The following is an 18,193-nucleotide window of genomic DNA, read 5'->3' as shown; positions in this document are numbered from 1 at the left end:
GGATTGGACACGCCAAGTACGGGTGAAATTGAGTTATTAGGGCAACCTCTTAGCCAATTGGATGATGATGCGCGAGCTGCATTGCGTGCCGAATCCATTGGCTTTGTTTTCCAAAGCTTCCTACTCGTTCCTTCTTTGACTGCGCTCGAAAATGTACTTCTGCCTTGCACCATTCGTGGTGAAGACGAGGATGAAGAGCGTGGAATGTCACTGCTTGCTTCTGTTGGCCTAACCGGGCGAGAAACCCATTTGCCATCCCAGCTTTCTGGCGGTGAGCAACAGCGCGTCGCTATCGCTCGTGCATTCATGACAAAACCGCAGGTTCTGTTTGCGGATGAACCCACAGGTAACCTTGACCAACACACGGCGGCGACAGTGATCGATCTTCTGTTCTCATTGAACCGAGATCATGGGACGACGCTAATTCTCGTGACCCATGATCCCGCGTTGGCGGAGCGTTGCCATCGCACCTTACATCTCAATGCTGGCGAGATGGTGGAGGCTGCATGAGAAAAACCTTGGTTTGGCGCTGGGCTTGGCGCGAATTATTCCATGGGCAGCTTTGGCCTGTCGTTGCTGCACTCGCGCTTATTATTGCGTGTGTTTTTGCGCTTTCAGCTTTAGCTGGGCGGATAGAATCCGTTTTGACCCAGCAAGGTAGAACAATGCTGGCAGCCGATTTAGTGCTGCGTAGCAATCAACCGCTCGCCCCTGAAATCCTGACTCAGCTTGATGCCACTGGCGCAGAATCATCGGATCAAACGCGTTTCGGCACCATGGCGTTTAGTGATAACAGCATGCAACTGATCAGCGTGAAGGCGGTTGAAAGCAATTATCCACTTCGCGGTGCACTAGAACTTCAAAGCGATGCTGAACTGCGTGACAAGGTTCAGCCGGGGGAGTTGTGGTTGGAAGAGCGCTTATTCTCATTGTTAGAGGTTGAGCGCGGCGACACGGTAGACGTTGGTGATGTTACCTTGACCGTATCAGGCATGATTGTCTCAGAGCCTGAACTGTCCTTTAACCCGTTCAGCCAAATGCCCGCGGCATTGATTCACCAAAGTGATGTTGATGCCTCTGGTGTGGTGCGTCCGGGTAGCCGTGTCAGTTATCGTTACTTCTTCCGAGGAGAAGACAGTGAGCTAGCCGCCGTAAAGGCGAGTTATACGCTTGATGAAGGGCAACGTTGGATTGATGAAAACGACGGTGACCGCACGGGAGATATGCTAGATCGCAGTCGCGGGTATTTGTCCTTAACTGTCGTGTTAGTGATCATCATGGCGGCAGCGACTTTGCTACTGACTTGTCAGCATTATGTTGATAGCCGAACGCAAACCTTGGCGATGGTGAAAAGTCTAGGGGCCCAGCGATCATGGGTTCGACGCTGGCTATCAAGACAGCTATTGATGCTTATGTTGATGGCAACTGTTTTAGGGCTGGGAGTGGGCGCTGGTCTGGAGTTTTTGCTGCGTTTACCGCTGGCTGATGTCCTGCCTTCGCCGTTGCCCAGTTATGGGATCCTGCCGTGGGTTTTAGGCCCTCTTGTGGCGTTACTTGTCGCTTTGCCTGCGTTAGGCATTCCATTGATTCGCCTTGTTGAAGCGCCCGCAATGAGCGTGCTCCAAGCACAAAGCAAAGTACGTGCTCGTAAAAACCCATGGAGCTGGCTACTTGCGGCTGTGCCTTTACTGGCCTTGGTGGCGTGGTCTTATGACAACCGCTTGCTGTGGTTAGTCTTAGCGGCACTGGTGCTCATGCTAAGTTTACTCGCAGGCTTGGGTGTGATGGTATTGCGCTTTGCGCAAAAGCGGGTAAAACGTCCGGCCTTCAAGCTAGCGTTAAGTCGTATTACCCGTAATCCAGCCTCCAGTGGGGCGCAACTCGGTGCCTTGGCGACCTCGTTCATGTTGTTGTCGATTATTTGGCTGTTGAGAACAGATTTGTTGGAAGATTGGCAACAAACTCTGCCACCAAATGCGCCAAATGTGTTCGCATTGAACATTGCCAAGCAAGAGCTGGGGGATTATGTCTCCCGTATCGATGAAAACAACATAGAGCGCTCGGAAGCATACCCTATTATTCGTGGCAGACTGATCGGCTTAAATGGTCAAAATTATGCAGAGTTAACGCCCAATCGCGAAGAGCGTGATGAAGCGCTGCGTCGTGAATTGAATTTTACGTGGCGTGATACTTTGCCGAGCCATAATGAACTGTTGCAAGGCAGTTGGCCTAGTGAAGGTGGCGTGTCGGTCGAAGAGGGCATTGCCCAGCGCTTAGGGTTACGTTTGGGGGATGAGTTAACCTTTAGTGTTAACAGTCAGGAGTTTACCGCGACCATCAATTCGATTCGCGATGTTGAATGGCGAAATATGAAGCCTAACTTCTATTTTATTTTTGACCCTGAACTGGTGGAAACACTCCCTGCGAATTGGTTGATCAGTTTCCGGTTAGAGCAAGCGCAGAGTGACATATTAAATGGACTTGGGCGTGACTACCCAACTGTCACCTTATTGGATTTACGCGCCATGAGCAGTCGTATTCAAGCGATTCTCAGTCAGGTGAGCTTGTCGCTGTCAGTGTTGGCGGGTCTTGCTGTGGTGAGTGGCTTGTTACTTCTTCTCACGCTGTTGCGCATTACGCTTGCGGAGCGTCAGCGTGAAATCATGCTCTATCGCACCTTAGGTGCAAGCAAGAAGCGTATCAATACTACCTTGTGGGCGGAATACGGCATCATGGCGTTAGTCTCGGGTTGTATGGCGGTGGGTGGTGCGGAGTTAGCGATGGCGGCATTGCTTAAATGGGGCGTCGAATTGCCTGTTCGCCTTCACCCTGAAGTGTGGCTGGTGCTGCCGACGTTGGCGGTAGGGTTGGTATTCTTGACGGTCGCTTGGATGATCCGAGGGTTACTAGAACCGCTCAAACGCTAATGGTATCTGCACTGACAGACCCAAAGGCACGTGACTCACGTGCCTTTTTATTTGCCGATGGGTATAGGTTTACCTCAGCAAATCTTCCAATGCCGAAGGGAGGTCGGGGAATTCAAAAGTAAACCCGTTATCTTCGAGTGCGCGAGGCACGGCGCGTTGGCCTTCTAAAAGAAGCTGACCAGCTTCACCCAGCATTAAAGAGATGGCAAATTTTGGGGTAAATAGCAGGTGAGGGCGCTTCAGCGTTGAAGCCAGTGCCTTACTGAACGCTTTATTCGTGGCCGGGTTGGGCGCTGTGAGGTTGAAGGGGCCTTGCTTTTTTTCGTTATTAAGAAGAAAAAGAATGCCGGACACCATGTCTCTAATGTGGATCCAAGGAAAATACTGACTCCCATCACCGATAGGCCCGCCCAGACCTAGCTGATAAGGCAAGAGCATTTTTTTCAGTGCGCCGCCTTCTTTGCTTAACACAATGCCCGTTCGAAGAAGGCAAACGCGCGTATTGTCGGACTGCGCTCTCTTCGCGATTTTTTCCCAGTTCGCGCACACCGCATGGGCAAAGTCTGTTGAATCGACTTTTAGAGTTTCATCGACGATCGTATCGCCTTGGTCGCTGTAATAACCAACAGCAGAACCACTGATGAAGGTATGCGGAGGCTTGTCTGCTGCCAAAATTCGTTTGACGATTTTCTCCGTGATCCCCCAGCGGCTTGAACAAATAATGCCTTTTTGCTGCTCGCTCCAGCGTTTGTCGACGATGGGTTCTCCCGCAAGATTGATGACCGCATCCACCTCACTGAAATCGCTCAACTCATCCAAATCTCGGATAAAGCGAACACCGCTTGGCAAGATCTTCTGGGCGCTTTCAGGTGATCGCGTCAATACGGTCACCTGATGGTGTTCTAATTGAGCAACGAGTACGCGGCCAATTAAGCCCGTTCCCCCAGTAACAAGAATATGCATGAGATTTGTCCATTCTATGAGCGATAAGATTGAGTATGCATTCAATTGGTTAAATGATCACTATATCCCCAAGTAACTGGAAATTGAGCATCTTCAGGCAGTTTAGGGACATAAACGATCGTGATTCCGATTTTAAATAAAACCTTGTTACCTCTATCACCCTATAGACATTGTGGAATGGAAAATTTCTGTACAGTGGAACAGGGTTATAAAGAGGGTTGGTAACATTACCGTCTTTTTATTTTGATTTACCGCTCGTGATTTTGGCTATCTCATTGCCTGAATCTGCTCGCTTGGAGAGTGTGTGAAGGGAATTACTGCATTACTGACCGCTATGTTAGGAAGCTTGAAGGATTTGCTGCCTATCATCTTAGTCATCGGTTTTTTTCAGGTTATTGTCTTGCAACAACCGTTGCCAGATTGGATCTCTATTGTCGTAGGGCTCGTCCTTGTAGTGATGGGTTTGACGTTTTTTGTTTTTGGTTTGGAAATGGGCTTATTTCCTATTGGGGAATCAATGGCTCATGCGCTGGCCAAAAAAGGCAGCGTATTTTGGCTAATGGTCTTTGCATTTTTGTTGGGTTTTGGCACCACGATTGCTGAACCCGCATTGACTGCTGTTGCCGCAGAAGCCGCAGAGGTCGCGGCAGAAGGCGGAATTATTACGATGGACGAAGAGTCGCAATCTTCCTACGCCAATGGGCTAAGAATCACGGTGGCATTGTCGGTAGGCTTTGCGATCATGCTCGGGGTACTGCGCATACTCAAAGGCTGGCCTATTCATCGCATTATCATTGGTGGCTACATGCTGGTGGTGGCGATGACCATGGTTGCGCCGCGCTATATTATTGGCATTGCCTATGACTCCGGTGGTGTCACTACATCCACCATTACCGTGCCGCTTGTGACAGCATTAGGCGTTGGTTTAGCCACCGTGATTAAAGGGCGAAACCCAATGATTGATGGCTTTGGTTTGATCGCCTTTGCCTCCCTGTCTCCGATGATATTTGTGATGGTTTACGGGATGGTGGCGGTATGACCCTATTCCTTTCCCTCATCCCTACCTTTTTCGACACCTTACTTTCGACGGTCCGGGATGTATTTCCGATCGTCTGTATTATTTTCGGCTTTCAGTTTGCGGTTTTGCGCAAACCTGTGGTCAACCTAAAGAAAATCGTTTTTGGTTTCGCCTACGTTATTTTAGGGCTGTCTTTGTTTTTGATGGGGCTCGAAATGGCCTTGTTCCCGCTGGGTGAATCGATGGCGATTCAGCTTACTGCACCAGCGTTTTTATACGGTGAAGGCGCAGTCATGCCAAGCGTTGTGGAATGGCATCACTACTACTGGGTATACCTTTTTGCTGCCGCTATTGGTTTTAGTACCACGGTCGCAGAGCCTTCCTTGATTGCGGTTGCGATTAAAGCGGCACAAGTGTCTGGCGGCGCTATCAGTGTTAACGGGCTGCGATTTTCGGTGGCGCTGGGTGTGTCGATGGGGATTTCTCTTGGGTGCTATCGCATTGTTGCAGGTGACCCTATCCACTACTACATCATTGCGGGTTATGTCTTGGTGGTGTGCCAAACCTTCTACGCGCCAAAGTTTATTGTGCCGTTGGCGTATGACTCCGGCGGTGTCACAACATCAACAGTAACGGTGCCTTTGGTCACAGCGCTTGGCCTTGGTCTTGCATCGACTGTTCCGGGCAGAAGCCCACTTATTGATGGATTTGGATTGATAGCGTTTGCCAGCTTGTTCCCAATGATTACTGTCATGGGGTATGCCCAGTTAACCGAGTGGTCGGCAAAGCGCGGATTGGCTCAAAAAGAAACGAGGGAACCATAATGCGATTCAAATTGATTGTCGCTTTCATTGAAGATTCAAAAACCGATGCGGTGCTTGATGCAGCAAGAAAGGCAGGAGCAACGGGCGCGACCGTAATTAACAATGCGCGAGGTGAAGGGCTCACCAAGCAGAAAACCTTCTTTGGCTTAACCCTAGACGTGCAGCGAGATGTGTTGTTGTTTGTGGTGGAAGAGCATTTAGCGCGCAGTATTCTCGAAACCATCAATGAAGTGGGAGAGTTTGATGCGACGTCCGGCAAAGGAATAGCTGTACAACTGGATATCGAGGATGCGGTGGGTGTGGCCCATCAGGTTCAAGAATTGAGTAGTGTGATTGAGGATGAGTTATGAAAATATTGAAGCGCGTCGGTGACGTAATGAAAGACGATTTTGCCGTGGTTGATGGGCTAATTACCGTTGCAGAAGCCATTCGTATTGCACGTGATAAGCACATCAAAGCGCTAGTGGTAAACAAGCGCGACGAAAATGACGAATACGGCTTGGTGTTGATGAATGATATTGCGAAAAAAGTCTTGTCGCAGAACAAGTCACCAGAACGTGTAAACATCTACGAAATCATGACGAAACCTGCTTTGGGTGTCTCGCCTGATATGAATGTGAAGTACTGCGCCAGACTGTTTGAGCGATTCGGCATTAGTCGTGCCCCAGTGATTGATAACGGCAAGGTACTGGGCGTGGTCAGTTATAACAGCATCGTGATGTATGGCATGTTGGCGGATTAGGCCAACACTTGCCTCGCGTTTTTAGCGATCGTTATGGCCTAAATCTCGCTCAGGGTCGAACACATCACGTACGCGTTGTTTCAGGATTTTGGCTTCGGGAAAGCCGCCATCTCGTTTTCGTTCCCAAATGACTTCACCGTTACAATGGATTTCAAAGCGGCCTCCTGTATCAGGGTGAAGTGCTAAGCAGCCAATTTCTTCGCTGAAGGTAGAAAGTAGTTCTTGCGCCATCCATGCTGAACGCAACATCCAGTTGCACTGACGGCAGTAATAAATATCGATATTCATTTTGTTCATGATGTTCCTTACCATGCGCTCCAAAGCAGTTTTAATCCGACAGCGAACGTAAGCCATTCAAAGGCCACTTTGATCAATTGATTGCTGTACTTGTCAGCCATGTAAGCGCCCAAGTATCCGCCGAGTAACGACCCAACCAGCAGTGCGGGTATCCAAGGCCAATAGATATCGGCACCAGCGACAGCGAGTGTTACCGCACCCAACCCATTCCAAAAGATGCCCACGCTGACCAAGGTCAGCGCCACCGCTTGCTTGTAGTCTAAACCGAACCATCGCACCAAAAAGAGGGTAACGAAAAGCCCAGTACCTGCTGTTAAAGAGCCATTGAGTATGCCAATGACACTCAACCCGATGCAGCCAATGACCAAGCCCAAGGTGTCGCGATGTTTAGGCTCAGCTTCTTGCCCCAAGGTTTTTCGCATTCGGGAATAGAGACCAAGCGCAATGATCAGCGCCCCCAGCAGTGCTTCTGCCACAGGGCCGGGCACGAACAGGATAAGGTTAGCGCCTGCAACAACCCCTGTAGCCCCAGCCAGCACCACATAGAGAGTCAGTGCAGGGTCGAGGTTGCCACTTTTCCAGTGCTTTATTGCCGCGCCTAAGCCAAGTGCCACAGACGCGACTTTATGTGTGGCGAGTGCCACTGAAAATGTGAGCCCGAGAAACAGCAGAAGCGGCAGTTGCAGCAACCCAGCGCCTCCGCCAGCAAGAGAGGCCAATGTATTGGCTATGAGTGAGCCTATGAACAGGCCAAAGGTTGCGAGAATATCCATATTCGCTCAGTTAACAAGAGATGAGTTGGCAGTGGTTATGCCGTTATTGAGTGTTGATACCACGGCGGTTAAATAGATGCCAGTATTAGAAAAAAAGAAAAGCCTGTGACGAGCACAGGCTTAAGCGTTGGATAGCAGAGAAGGAAGATTACCAGCCTTTCACCGCACCACCATCGAAGATGTCCATCGCAGCGCTAAAGACAGCATCTGACTGGTAAGCTTGAACGAACTGCTGAACGTTCTGCGCTTTCACATTGTCTGCACGAGCCACAATCAGGTTCACGTACGGAGATTCTTTGTCTTCAACGAATACACCGTCTTTTTCTTGTGAAAGACCGATAGTCGCCGCGTATGTGTTGTTGATGATCGCCAACGTCACGTCGTCCAGAGAACGCGGAAGTTGCGCGGCTTCTAGCTCAACAATGTCCAAGTTCTTTGGGTTGCCCACGATATCAAGAACGGTCGCTTGAAGGCCAACGCCATCTTTTAGTGTTAGCAAGCCTTGCTCTTCAAGAAGAATCAAAGAACGGCCTAGGTTGGTTGGATCGTTAGGTACCGCGATCTGTGCGCCATCTTGGATTTGCTCAACAGAAGTCACGGTGTTTGAGTAACCCGCAATTGGGTAAACCAAGGTGTTACCTGCGATAGTGAATTTGTAACCGCGGTCGCTGATTTGCTGGTCCAAGTAAGGCTTGTGCTGGAAAGCATTGGCGTCGATCGCACCTTCTTCCAGCGCCGCATTCGGTGAAACGTAATCGGTAAACGTCACCAGTTCCACGTCTAAGTCGTATTTTTCTTTGGCCACTTTTGCAGCGATTTCTGCTACTTGCTCTTCTGCACCCGCCATCACGCCGATTTTTACTTTGGTCAGGTCAATGGCCTTTTCTTCACCACAGCCAGTTAATGCCAGTGCCGAAGCCAAACCTAGAGCGGTGGCGATTTTTTTAAGATTGAACGTCATTTGCGCATCTCCTATGAGCTTAAATTTCCATTATTTTTTTGATTTTCTAGATTTATCTGTGGTCGACGCGTTTAACGAAGTAATCACCCGCCGACTGAATCAGTTGAACCAATATGACGAGCATGACAATGGTGATCATCATGACGGTGCCGTCAAAGCGCTGGTATCCATAGCGAATGCCAACATCGCCCAGGCCACCGCCGCCTACCGCGCCAGCCATCGCCGAATAGCTAACCAGCGTGACCAAGGTGATCGTTACGCTGTTCACAATGCCGGGTAGCGCCTCGGGCAAGAGAACCTTGCGAATAATTTGCAGCGGGGTTGCCCCCATTGCTTGCGCCGCCTCAACAAGACCTGAAGGCACTTCAATCAGCGCACCTTCGACAAGACGGGCAATGAAAGGGATGGCACCAACAATCAAAGGCACGATGGCTGCGGCTGTACCTATCGAGCTACCCACCACAAGGCGAGTAAACGGAATGATGGCAACCAGTAATATGATGAAGGGGATAGAGCGACCAATGTTCACCACGGCCCCTAGGCTGCGATTAAGTAGCTTGTTTTCCAGCAAACCACGGGGTTTGGACAGATGAAGCAAGACGCCTAAAGGAATACCAAATACAAAGCCAATGAAACCAGAGACAAACACCATGGTGAGGGTTTGGCCGAGCGCATCAATCAATAAGCTAACGAGGCGTTCGTTTTCCGCGAACCAGCCAGAAATGGCAGCAATATTAAGCGACATAACCAAGCACCTCGATGTTGACGTTGTGTTCTTTTAAGTAATCCAATGCGCGTGTGACATCTGGAGCATCACCGAAAAACTCTGCCAGCATGAGGCCGAATTTCACGCCGCCAGCGTAATCCATGTCGGCGCTTAAAATGCTCACATCGATATTGAACTTGCGCGAAACTTGGCTTACCAGTGGGGCATCCACGCTGGTGCCGGTAAATTCAAGGCGAACTAATGGCGGCAGATCCCCTGTGTTTTCAGTTTGCAGTCGCGCTGCATAATCTTGAGGAATCGACAGGTTCAGGGTGGCGCGAATAAAGTCGCGGGCAAGTTCGGTTTTTGGGTGGGCGAAAATATCGCCGACCGTGCCTTTTTCTACCAGTTTGCCGTCGCCGATAATTGCCACTTCATGACAGATGCGCTTTACCACATCCATTTCATGGGTGATCAGCAAGATGGTTAAACCCAACTTCTGATTAATCGTCTGCAGCAGATTCAAAATTGAATGGGTGGTGGCAGGATCTAAGGCGCTGGTGGCCTCGTCGCATAGCAGGACTTTTGGGTCACTGGCGAGTGCGCGAGCAATGGCAACGCGTTGCTTTTGTCCGCCACTTAAATTTGCAGGATAGCTGGAACGTTTATCTTCTAGGCCAACTAACTCAAGTAACTCTGTCACTTTGTTTTGGATATGCGCGTGGTCTTTACCAGCGAGTTCAAGAGGTAACGCGACGTTATCAAACACGGTGCGAGAAGAGAGAAGATTAAAGTGCTGGAAGATCATGCCGATCTTCTGGCGCTCACGTGTCAGCTCAGACGCTGAAAGGGTGGTGAGTTCTACGCCATCGACGTTGACATTCCCACTTGTTGGTCGCTCCAACAAGTTAACAATACGAATCAAGGTACTTTTACCTGCGCCAGATGCGCCGATAACCCCAAAAATTCTGCCCTTTGGAATGTGAAGGTCAATATCACGCAAAGCATGAATCGTTTTCACGCCCTGTTTGAATTCTTTATTAACCTGACTAATTTCGATCATAAGCCATCCTGGACAAAATCGTGTTAAATAATCGTTAAAATGTAGTGATAATCGTTGCTTTTGTTCTTCACTGTGGAATTTGATGCTATTTATAGTCGAACGACAAGTCAATAGATATTTTTACGGCTAGACGTCTATACGGTTGTTTGGGTGGGTTTCTTGGTGTGTTTTGAGGGAAGCTCGAAGACAATGTCTTAATAAAAGCCGAGTAAGGCAGGACGTTTACTGGGAAGGCCCTATAGAAATACCCAAACCAGAACGGTTTGTAATTAAATTTCTGTTGTTCGTGAACCAACTGCTTAGTTTTTGCACTGAAGCACGTCGTTAACGTCGCTTTTACAGTAAGGTATCGGGTTAATTTCATATGAATGGTGAATATGACGTTAACTGCCTATTTAGCACACAATAAGTCGTTTAAGCGTGCAATGCTCTGCGCGAGCACCTTGAGTTGGCTGCTTGTTTCTTTGATGCCGGTGATTAACGCACACGGCAGCAGTGCGGGCGTGTGGGCGACACTTTGCACCGTGAATGGCTTTGAGTTGGTGCAAGTCGAAGAGGGGGAAACCTCCAAAACGCACAGCAGTAAGCCTTGCCCATTTAGCCATTTTTCTTCCTTTCATCATCACTCGCTTTCTTTCAATCCGGTTTATACACGTAGCTCTGAAATCGCGCTTGAATCCTATCCGTACTTCGTAAAAAGGATTCGGTTTGAGCTGCCTGTGACCCGAGCGCCACCTTCATTCCTCCTTGCTTAAATACCGCATAAAAACAACAAGGGCTTATACCCAAACGTAAAGTCAAAATGCAATGTCACTGCGTTTTTCGGTGCATCTCATGATGCTTAAGAAGCGCGGTGAGGTCGCGCATGAAAAAAGGAATGATTCATGGTTATTTCTAACCCCAGTAACAATCCTCTAGACACACTGGCGAAGCAAAAATCTCGTTATTTTCTCACTTGGCGCTGGCACTTCTACTCAGGGTTATTCGTTATCCCTTTTATGCTGATGCTAAGTGTTACCGGTCTCATCATGCTGTTTGATGATGAAATTGAAGCGGTGCGATATGGCGAGGTGCTGTCGGTCAACCCTAGCACGTATCCATCTCAAGAACCGTTGCCCATATCTGCGCAATTAGAGGCTGTGCAACACGCGTACCCTGATGGCACGGTAACGCAGTTTGTGCCAGCGACTTCTTCTGACGTCGCTAACCGATTTTCCGTCACCATGGCTGATGAATCGACGCGGTTTGTACTGGTGAATCCTTACAACGCAGACATCACTGGCACGATTGATCGCAGCGACAGTTGGTATCAATTGGCGAACGACATTCACGGCACCTTATTGATCGGTGATGTGGGCGATTATTTGATCGAGATTGCCGCTAGCCTGACGGTGATTCTCTTGGTGTCGGGGATATATCTTTGGCTACCCAACGACAATGCGCGCCGTGCTGGTTTTCTGAAAATTCGCACTGACAGTGGGTCAAGAGTTTTACTGCGTGACCTTCATGCCAACATAGGTGGCGTACTCTCTATTGTGCTTCTCTTTTTCGTGCTGAGTGGCTTGGCGTGGGCGGGCGTATGGGGCGCGAAAATCGTGCAGCCTTGGAACAGCTTTCCTGCCCAGAAATGGGATGATGTGCCTGTGTCTGACATTAACCACAAGGCGCTAAATCATGGTTCAGAAGAAGAGATGCCGTGGAACCTTGAACTGACGCCGTTACCTCAATCTAACGTGCATGTGCACGGCGAAGAAATCACCTCGGGTTCATCGGCAGGGAGTGCTGAAAAAGCAGGAATGGCCACTGAGCAAATCGGCATCGATCGTGTGGTGAATGAAGCGAAAGTGTTGGGTTTTGGGCAATACAAACTCAATTTTCCGCGCTCAGAAACAGGTGTGTTCACGGTATCAGCGAACACCATGAGCGGGGATATTACAGACCCAACGCAAGACAGAACCACCCACATTGATCAGTATTCTGGAAAGGTACTCGCTGACGTCACGTGGAATGATTACAACACCATCGCGAAAGCCATGGCGGCAGGTATTGCGCTGCATCAGGGAGACATAAGCATTATCAACAAAGTCGCAAATGTATTCTTCTGTTTGGCGTTTATTCTGATCGCTATCACGGGAGGCGTAATGTGGTGGCAACGTCGCCCTGTAGGTCAGCGAAAGCTGGGCGCACCACCGAAACTCGCAGATTCAGGGCTTTGGAAAGTGGGAATTGTCAGCGTTGTTTTGGTGTGTATCGCATTTCCGATGGCAGGATTAACCATTGTGGCTTTGATGGTGATAGATGCGTTGATTTGCCGATATATGGTGACATTTAAAGATGCGTTAAGTTAACGCGAAAACGTTTTTTGTTTCGACAAAAAACACGATGACATGCCTTCCTGTGGGAAGGCATTTTCGTCTCTACCAAAAAAATGTAAACACAACGCGCAGGGATAAGGTTGACGAGGCGTAGCACGTTATTGGTCGGTCACAGAGGCCGTTATCTATCAGATGTTTAGATTTCTAGTGATCATTGTTTGACCAACTTCAAACAACCTCGCCCTTTTACTACTTGCTGGCTGCGATAATAGGTAAAGTTATTGCAACAAACCATTAACTCATCGGTGTGATTGATGAGTATCGTGTTAGTAAGGCAGTACCTACTTTTAGATGTAAACCTTCAGTACTGCCATATCTTTCGCCTTTCCCAAGCAAGGAGATCACTCTCATGTACAAACGTCGTTCGTTTCTTGCCGCAACAGCAGTTGCACTCAGTGTGCTGCTAACTGGTTGTGGTGAAGAAAAGCAGGAAGCAAGTGCGCAGGCGCAGCCAGTAGCACAGGAAAAAATCAATTGGAAAATGGTAACGACTTGGCCGAAAAACTTCCCTGGGTTAGGTACAGGTGCAAACAACCTTGCTGAGCTAATCACCGAGATGAGTGATGGTCGTTTGGACGTGAAAGTATACGGTGCCGGTGAGCTAGTTGGCGCATTGGATGTGTTTGATGCCGTGTCTCGTGGTACGGCTGAAATGGGTCACGGTGCAGGCTACTACTGGAAAGGCAAAGCGCCAGCAGGTCAATTCTTCGCGGCAGTACCTTTTGGTCTAACTGCACAAGAAATGAATGGCTGGATCTACAGCGGTGGCGGTCTTGAGCTTTGGGCTGAAGCGTACGAACCGTTTGGCATTATTCCTATGCCTGCGGGTAACACTGGCGTTCAGATGGGCGGTTGGTTTAACAAAGAAATCAACACCATCAGCGACCTTGAAGGCCTGAAAATGCGTATTCCTGGTCTGGGTGGCGAAGTGCTGAAACGCGCAGGTGGTACACCTGTACTGTTACCGGGTGGCGAAATCTTCCCATCACTGCAATCAGGTGCCATTGATGCAACTGAGTGGGTAGGTCCATACAACGACCTTGCATTTGGTCTGCATAAAGCATCGAAATACTACTACTACCCAGGTTGGCATGAGCCGGGCACAACCCTTGAAGCGCTGATCAACAAAAAAGCCTTCGATGCCTTGCCAAAAGATTTGCAAGCTATCGTTTTGGCAGCAACACGCGTGGCGAACGCGGACATGATTGCTGAGTTCACTGCGCGTAACAATGCCGCGTTGGAAAGCTTGGTAAACGAGCACAATGTGGATTTGCGTCCGTACCCGAAAGAAGTGCTGTCACAACTTCAAGTATTGTCTGATGAAGTGGTTGCCGAGCAAGCGCAGGTCGATGAAATCAGCAAGAAAGTTTACGAGTCTTACAAAGGCTTCCGTGACCAAGCGATCGATTGGCATGCCATTTCAGAGCAAGCCATGCTGAACGCACGTAACCCGCAGTAACCTTTAAGAGGCGATTCTGAATCGCCTCTTTTTCTTTCCAATTTTAGCCAACAGGCTGATGTTAGAGTAGCTCTATGAATACCGCCTCTCCCCAATTGATCGCTCTTATTAAGGGGATCAACCGTTTTAGTGATTGGACGGGACGCATTGTTTCCTGGTTCGTCTTAGCCATCGTGCTAATCACCTTTGTCGTGGTTGTCATGCGCTATGTGCTCAATTCTGGATCGGTGTTTTTGCAAGAATCTGTCCTTTATTTCCATAACTACGTCATCATGCTCGGCGCGGCATATGCCTTATTGAAAGGCGCTCATGTTCGCGTTGATATTTTTTACCGCCCTATGTCAGACAAGAAAAAAGCATGGGTCGATTTGCTCGGATTTCTCTTCTTATTGCTCCCAACATGCAGTTTCATTTTTTACATCGCTTGGGATTACGTTTCCGTGTCTTGGCAAATCATGGAAGGCTCGCAAGAAGCGGGCGGGGTAGATGCAAAGTACCTTTTTAAAACCAGTATCTTACTGATGCCTGTTCTTATGATTATTCAAGGATTCGCCGAAGCGCTGAAGTCAGTGCTGACCATTACTGGTCACCAAGATATTGCCAAACAACTTGAAGAACACGATGAGGAGCACGCGCTATGAGTGAATTCCTCGCCCTGTTCCTTTTCCTGTTTACCTTTGGCGTGTTGCTGGTCGGCTACCCTGTCGCGTTCACCCTTGGTGGTTCTGCACTTCTGTTTGCATTGATTGGCGGTGTGACTGGCACGTTTGATCCTGCGTTTTTAGAAGCGATTCCGAACCGTATTCAAGGCACGCTATCGAATGAATTGCTGGTCGCGATTCCCTTGTTTATTTTCATGGGAGTCATGCTTGAGAAATCGCGTATCGCAGAAGATTTGCTTGATACCATGGGGCAAGTGTTTGGTGGCCTTGCGGGTGGCTTAGGCATTTCAGTTACCATTGTGGGCATGTTGCTGGCGGCAAGTACTGGCATTGTGGGCGCAACCGTGGTCACCATGGGTTTGCTGTCGCTACCTTCTATGATGAAGCGTGGCTATTGTCCAAAACTGTCTACGGGTATCATCTGTGCCTCGGGCACATTAGGACAAATCATTCCACCTTCCATCGTCTTAGTATTGCTCGGCGATGTGATATCTTCGGCGTATCAACAAGCTCAGCTAGACCAAGGTATTTACTCACCAGAAAGCGTCACTGTTGGCGATCTCTTTCTTGGTGCGTTGATCCCAGGCTTTATGCTCGTCGGCATGTACATCGTTTATTTGATTGTGATTGCGATTACCCAACCGCACCGTGTTCCGCCGATCCCTGCTGAAGAAAGAAAGGTCAGTAAAGAGTTGTGGATGCAGGTACTTACCGTTTTGTTCCCACCCGTGCTTTTGATTGTGTTGGTGCTAGGCTCAATTCTTGGTGGTATCGCAACGCCGACAGAGGCCGCTTCTGTCGGGTCGGTGGGAGCCATTATTCTTGCTGTCAGCAAACGTATGTTCAGCCTGTCGATTCTGCGTGATGTCCTGAGAAGTACCACCGAAGTGACGGCCATGGTCTTCCTGATCCTGATTGGCGCATCCTTGTTTGCGTTGGTGTTCCGCGGATTTGGCGGCGATGACATTGTTCGTGATTTCTTGATGAGCTTGCCGGGAGGTGTTTTCGGTGCCATGTTGTTGGTGATGTTGGTGCTGTTTCTACTGGGCTTCTTCCTCGACTTCATTGAGATTACCTTCGTGGTTATCCCGATTGTCGCGCCAATACTGCTGACCATGGGCGTCGACCCAGTATGGCTTGGGATCATGATTGCGCTGAACTTGCAGACATCTTTCCTGACGCCGCCATTTGGCTTCTCGCTGTTCTACTTGCGAGGTGTGGCACCGGATTCCATATCAACCATGGATATCTATCGTGGCGTGTTGCCTTTCATTTTGATTCAATTGGTGATGTTGGGGCTATTGGCCTACTGGCCTACCTTAGCTACATGGTTACCAGACATCGTTTACGGTTAAGAAATAGCCCAAAAAAAGCCTCCAAATAACGGAGGCTTTTTTGTCTCAACAATTACGCTTGACGCTTATCCAGTCTCAGTTTCTACTACGTTTCTTTTGAGTCACTTTTTGTCTGGAGATGACGTGACATCTGCTGTTGATATCGCCATGTTGGCGGTCTTTATTCCTACTTTTTTCTTTGTCTCGGTAACCCCAGGGATGTGTATGACGTTCGCCATGACGCTTGGAATGAGTATTGGTGTTCGTAAAAGCCTGCACATGATGTGGGGTGAGCTGATTGGTGTTGGCTTGGTGTCGCTAGCCTCAGTGGTCGGTGTGGCGGCAATCATGTTGAACTATCCAAGCCTGTTTGCTGTGCTTAAGTATTTGGGTGGCGCATACCTATTCTATTTGGGTATTCAAATGTGGCTGTCCAAAGGGAAAATGGCTATTCCTGATGATTTGTCAGTTAGCACTAACACGTCTCCATTCTCTTTAGCGATGCAGGGCTTTGTGACCGCGATTGCGAACCCGAAAGGCTGGGCGTTCATGGTATCGTTGCTTCCGCCATTTATTAACCCTCAGTTAGCGATGCCCCCGCAGCTCGCTGTGCTCATCGGCATTATCTTGATGACGGAATTCGGTTGTTTGTTGCTTTACGCAAGTGGTGGTCGCACGTTGCGTCACTTTTTGCAGAAAAGCGGCAATGTACGCTTGATGAATCGTATTGCTGGCTCACTAATGATGGGTGTTGGCGTTTGGTTGGCTGTGGGCTAATTACCGTGATTACCGCACTTTTAATGCTGTTCTGCATGGTTTAAAAAGTGCGGTAATTTGCAGGGTGTTAGAGCAGACTAATCTTTGTAGGTTTCAGCGATTTTTATAAAGTCGTTTTGCATATCAAACATCAAATCGACCAGCATGGGATCGAAATGTGTCCCTTTGCCCTCTCTGATGATCTCAAACGCTTCATCATGAGTCATGGCTGATTTGTAGACACGCTTACTCACAAGAGCATCAAATACATCCGCCACAGCCATCAAACGGGCGCTGAGCGGTATATCTTCTCCGCTTAGACCTTGTGGATAGCCAGACCCATCCCACTTTTCATGGTGGCCATAAGAAATCTCTTTTGCGGCGCTCAAGAAAGGATAGTGCGCATCAACTTCTTTTTCTGCTTTGACGATAGCGTCGTAACCCAGCTTTGCGTGGGTTTTCATGATCTCGAATTCTTCCGCCGTCAACTTTCCAGGCTTGAGCAAGATGGCATCTGGAATCCCCACTTTGCCGATGTCATGCAAGGGGGCGGTTTTGAACACCATGGTGATGTATTCGGGTGTGACAACCTCTGGGTACTTACCGCGAAGATAGAGTTGGTCAGCAAGAATTTTCACATAGTATTGAGTACGAAGAATGTGATTTCCGGTTTCTTGATCTCGGGTTTCAGCGAGGCTGGCAAGCGCATTAATCGTGACATCTTGGATAACGCTAAGTTCTTTGACTCGTCGTTGAACTTCATCTTCTAGATATTCATTTTGGTCATGAAGGAAGTCTTGTGACGCTTTGTTTTCTAAATGGATTTTTATTCTCGCCATGGTGATCGGCGGACTCAGCGGCTTGTTGATGTAATCCGCAGCACCTACCGAAAAACCGTACTCTTGGTCTTCTGCTTTTGATTTCGACGTCAGGAAAATAACAGGAATATCACCGCCACTCTTTTTCGCTTTTATTTGACGGCATACTTCATAGCCGTCCATGCCAGGCATAACCACATCCAAAAGAATGAGGTCAATGGAGAACTTCTCCACGATAGCGAGTGCAGTTTGTCCGTTTGTTGCCGCTTTAACTTCGTAACGGTCTTTCAGCATTTCGCTGACGAACACTAAATTTTCAGGAGTATCGTCAACGACCAGGACGGTTGCTCGCTTGTTGGGTTTATTTTCCGGTGACTCCATCAACGGGATCCTGATTTGCTTTTCACTAATTCAATCCTAGGTCTACTCTTAATATTGTTCCAATCTTGAAACACATTAATTTAATTTGAGACATACATTTAGCCCAAAATGAGAGTCTCAACGGATCAGCGAAA

The 18,193-nt window shown here is 48.7% G+C and carries 19 protein-coding genes; 12 read left to right on the top strand and 7 right to left on the bottom strand.

Features of this window, described 5'->3' with window-relative positions; genetic code table 11:
• Together L4D06_RS23065 and L4D06_RS23060 are read left to right on the top strand one after the other, a co-directional pair.
• Positions 1–510, top strand: a 510-nt coding sequence (locus tag L4D06_RS23065) for an ABC transporter ATP-binding protein (protein WP_429741640.1), incomplete at its 5' end; no start/stop codon positions are given.
• Positions 507–2,927 carry an ABC transporter permease gene (locus tag L4D06_RS23060; RefSeq protein WP_429741638.1) on the top strand — a complete coding sequence of 807 codons (2,421 nt, stop codon included), beginning with the start codon at positions 507–509 and terminating at the stop codon, positions 2,925–2,927. The genes L4D06_RS23065 and L4D06_RS23060, both read left to right, overlap by 4 nt.
• A 69-nt stretch (positions 2,928–2,996) precedes the next feature.
• On the opposite strand, the gene L4D06_RS23055 is transcribed toward L4D06_RS23060, so the two are convergent.
• Complete coding sequence (locus L4D06_RS23055; protein ID WP_429741636.1) at positions 2,997–3,890, bottom strand: TIGR01777 family oxidoreductase; 894 nt, start codon at positions 3,888–3,890, stop codon at positions 2,997–2,999.
• 304 nt (positions 3,891–4,194) lie between these two features.
• On the opposite strand from L4D06_RS23055, the gene L4D06_RS23050 reads away from it, so the two are divergent.
• From L4D06_RS23050 to L4D06_RS23035, 4 genes are read left to right on the top strand one after another with little or no spacing between them, the layout of a single operon-like run.
• Positions 4,195–4,929: a DUF1538 domain-containing protein gene (locus L4D06_RS23050; RefSeq protein WP_274165242.1), complete on the top strand. Its 735-nt coding sequence runs from the start codon at positions 4,195–4,197 to the stop codon at positions 4,927–4,929.
• Positions 4,926–5,732 (top strand): DUF1538 domain-containing protein, encoded by an 807-nt coding sequence (locus tag L4D06_RS23045; protein WP_429741634.1) that lies wholly within the window; start codon positions 4,926–4,928, stop codon positions 5,730–5,732. Before L4D06_RS23050 ends, L4D06_RS23045 begins: the two co-directional genes overlap by 4 nt.
• Positions 5,732–6,082, top strand: coding sequence for a P-II family nitrogen regulator (locus L4D06_RS23040; protein WP_274165240.1), 351 nt, complete (start codon positions 5,732–5,734; stop codon positions 6,080–6,082). The genes L4D06_RS23045 and L4D06_RS23040 overlap by 1 nt, the downstream gene beginning before the upstream one ends.
• Positions 6,079–6,474, top strand: coding sequence for a CBS domain-containing protein (locus L4D06_RS23035; RefSeq protein ID WP_274165239.1), 396 nt, complete (start codon positions 6,079–6,081; stop codon positions 6,472–6,474). The genes L4D06_RS23040 and L4D06_RS23035 overlap by 4 nt, the downstream gene beginning before the upstream one ends.
• 21 nt (positions 6,475–6,495) lie before the next feature.
• Here the strand turns inward: L4D06_RS23035 and L4D06_RS23030 are convergent, their stop codons facing one another.
• The 5 genes from L4D06_RS23030 to metN form a co-directional block, all read right to left on the bottom strand.
• On the bottom strand, positions 6,496–6,771 hold the full coding sequence (locus tag L4D06_RS23030) for an Rdx family protein (RefSeq protein ID WP_274165238.1): 276 nt from the start codon (positions 6,769–6,771) through the stop codon (positions 6,496–6,498).
• An 8-nt stretch (positions 6,772–6,779) separates the two neighbouring features.
• Positions 6,780–7,544, bottom strand: coding sequence for a sulfite exporter TauE/SafE family protein (locus L4D06_RS23025; RefSeq protein ID WP_429741631.1), 765 nt, complete (start codon positions 7,542–7,544; stop codon positions 6,780–6,782).
• A gap of 148 nt (positions 7,545–7,692) precedes the next feature.
• Complete coding sequence (gene metQ, locus L4D06_RS23020; RefSeq protein WP_274165236.1) at positions 7,693–8,505, bottom strand: methionine ABC transporter substrate-binding lipoprotein MetQ; 813 nt, start codon at positions 8,503–8,505, stop codon at positions 7,693–7,695.
• A 52-nt stretch (positions 8,506–8,557) separates the two neighbouring features.
• Positions 8,558–9,250, bottom strand: a complete 693-nt coding sequence (locus tag L4D06_RS23015; RefSeq protein WP_274165235.1) for a methionine ABC transporter permease — start codon at positions 9,248–9,250, stop codon at positions 8,558–8,560.
• Positions 9,240–10,274 (bottom strand): methionine ABC transporter ATP-binding protein MetN, encoded by a 1,035-nt coding sequence (metN, locus tag L4D06_RS23010; RefSeq protein WP_274165234.1) that lies wholly within the window; start codon positions 10,272–10,274, stop codon positions 9,240–9,242. Before metN ends, L4D06_RS23015 begins: the two co-directional genes overlap by 11 nt.
• Positions 10,275–10,651: 377 nt before the next feature.
• Between metN and L4D06_RS23005 the strand changes: the two genes are divergently transcribed.
• The 6 genes from L4D06_RS23005 (at position 10,652) to L4D06_RS22980 (ending at position 16,881) form a co-directional block, all read left to right on the top strand.
• Complete coding sequence (locus tag L4D06_RS23005; protein ID WP_274165233.1) at positions 10,652–11,029, top strand: hypothetical protein; 378 nt, start codon at positions 10,652–10,654, stop codon at positions 11,027–11,029.
• 129 nt (positions 11,030–11,158) lie between these two features.
• Positions 11,159–12,622: a PepSY-associated TM helix domain-containing protein gene (locus tag L4D06_RS23000; protein ID WP_429741628.1), complete on the top strand. Its 1,464-nt coding sequence runs from the start codon at positions 11,159–11,161 to the stop codon at positions 12,620–12,622.
• Positions 12,623–12,998: 376 nt separating this feature from the next.
• Positions 12,999–14,108: a TRAP transporter substrate-binding protein gene (locus L4D06_RS22995; protein WP_274165231.1), complete on the top strand. Its 1,110-nt coding sequence runs from the start codon at positions 12,999–13,001 to the stop codon at positions 14,106–14,108.
• Positions 14,109–14,182: 74 nt separating this feature from the next.
• Positions 14,183–14,749: a TRAP transporter small permease subunit gene (locus tag L4D06_RS22990; RefSeq protein WP_429741626.1), complete on the top strand. Its 567-nt coding sequence runs from the start codon at positions 14,183–14,185 to the stop codon at positions 14,747–14,749.
• Complete coding sequence (locus L4D06_RS22985; protein WP_429741623.1) at positions 14,746–16,125, top strand: TRAP transporter large permease; 1,380 nt, start codon at positions 14,746–14,748, stop codon at positions 16,123–16,125. The genes L4D06_RS22990 and L4D06_RS22985 overlap by 4 nt, the downstream gene beginning before the upstream one ends.
• Before the next feature lie 147 nt (positions 16,126–16,272).
• A complete protein-coding gene (locus tag L4D06_RS22980) occupies positions 16,273–16,881 on the top strand; it encodes a LysE family translocator (RefSeq protein ID WP_420791227.1) in 609 nt (202 codons plus the stop codon).
• A 77-nt stretch (positions 16,882–16,958) separates the two neighbouring features.
• Here the strand turns inward: L4D06_RS22980 and L4D06_RS22975 are convergent, their stop codons facing one another.
• Positions 16,959–18,059, bottom strand: coding sequence for a response regulator (locus L4D06_RS22975; protein ID WP_429741621.1), 1,101 nt, complete (start codon positions 18,057–18,059; stop codon positions 16,959–16,961).
• Positions 18,060–18,193: the final 134 nt, after the last annotated feature.

This window comes from Enterovibrio makurazakiensis (assembly GCF_050336585.1).
Lineage (GTDB): Bacteria > Pseudomonadota > Gammaproteobacteria > Enterobacterales > Vibrionaceae > Enterovibrio > Enterovibrio gelatinilyticus.
This window is presented reverse-complemented; position numbering and strand designations above follow the sequence as displayed.